This is a genomic window from Micromonospora tarensis, from assembly GCF_016803395.1.
In the GTDB taxonomy this organism is placed as follows: Bacteria; Actinomycetota; Actinomycetes; order Mycobacteriales; family Micromonosporaceae; genus Micromonospora; species Micromonospora tarensis.
Genome location: NZ_JAEVHL010000529.1, coordinates 1 through 1,083, shown reverse-complemented (window position 1 = coordinate 1,083; position 1,083 = coordinate 1). Strand labels below are relative to the sequence as shown.

Genomic DNA, 1,083 nt, shown 5'->3' with positions numbered 1-1,083 from the left:
TGTAGTGATCATGAGCGTTGTTGACACGGCGTGGCGGCTTGAGAAATGAAGAGACCTCCGGCGAGGTGGAAGTTGCGACGCTTTCACCTTGACCGGAGGTCTCTGTGCACCACCGTAACGCCCGCCTGACCGTGCACGGGCGACGCCTGCTCATCCAGCGTGTTGTCACCGACCAGCGACCGGTCGCCCACGTGGTCAAGGAACTCGGCTGCTCACGTCAGACCGGCTACAAGTGGCTGGCACGCTGGCGGGCCGAAGGCGACGCCGGTCTACACGACCGGCCCAGCAATGCCCACCGCGTCCCTCACAAGACCCCACCGGCGACCGAAGCGCGGATCTGCGCCCTGCGCCAGGACCGCAAGCTCGGCCCGGCCCGGTTGGCAGCGCTGCTCGACATGCCCGCCTCGACCGTGCACGCCGTGTTGACCCGCCACAACCTACACCGCCTCGCCTGGCTCGACCGGCCCACCGGGCAACTGATCCGCCGCTACGAACGTGACCGGCCCGGCGAACTCGTCCACGTCGACGTCAAGAAAGTCGGCCGTCTACGTGACGGCGGTGGCTGGCGGGTGCACGGCCGAGACAGCGACCAAGCCCGCCTCGCCCGCGCCGAACAAACCGCAGGACGCCGCGTCGGCTTCGAATACGTGCACGCCGCGATCGACGACCACACCCGCCTGGCCTACGCCGAAATCCACACCGACGAGAAAGCCGGGACCTGCGCCGGCTTCCTACGCCGCGCCGCCGCCCACTTCGCCGAGCACGGCATCACCCGCATCGAACGGGTAATGACCGACAACGCCTGGTCCTACCGGCGCAGCACCGCCTGGCGCGAAGCGCTCACCGACCTCGGCGCCCAAGCCCGCTACACCCGCGCCTACCGACCCCAAACCAACGGCAAAGCCGAACGCTTCAACCGCACCATGTGCGACGAATGGATCTACGCACGCCCCTTCACCAGCAGCCAAGACCGCGCCAACGCCCTACCCGCCTGGCTCCACACCTACAACCACCACCGCGGACACACCGCCCTCGCCGGACAACCACCCATCACCCGCGTCAACAACGGTGCTGGGCGCTACA

General features: G+C 68.1%; 1 protein-coding gene. It reads left to right on the top strand.

The genetic code is table 11. The features are described 5' to 3' along the window. Positions 1-104: 104 nt before the first annotated feature. Positions 105-1,083: IS481 family transposase (locus JM949_RS36130; protein WP_203152495.1), on the top strand; the 979-nt coding region annotated here is incomplete at its 3' end.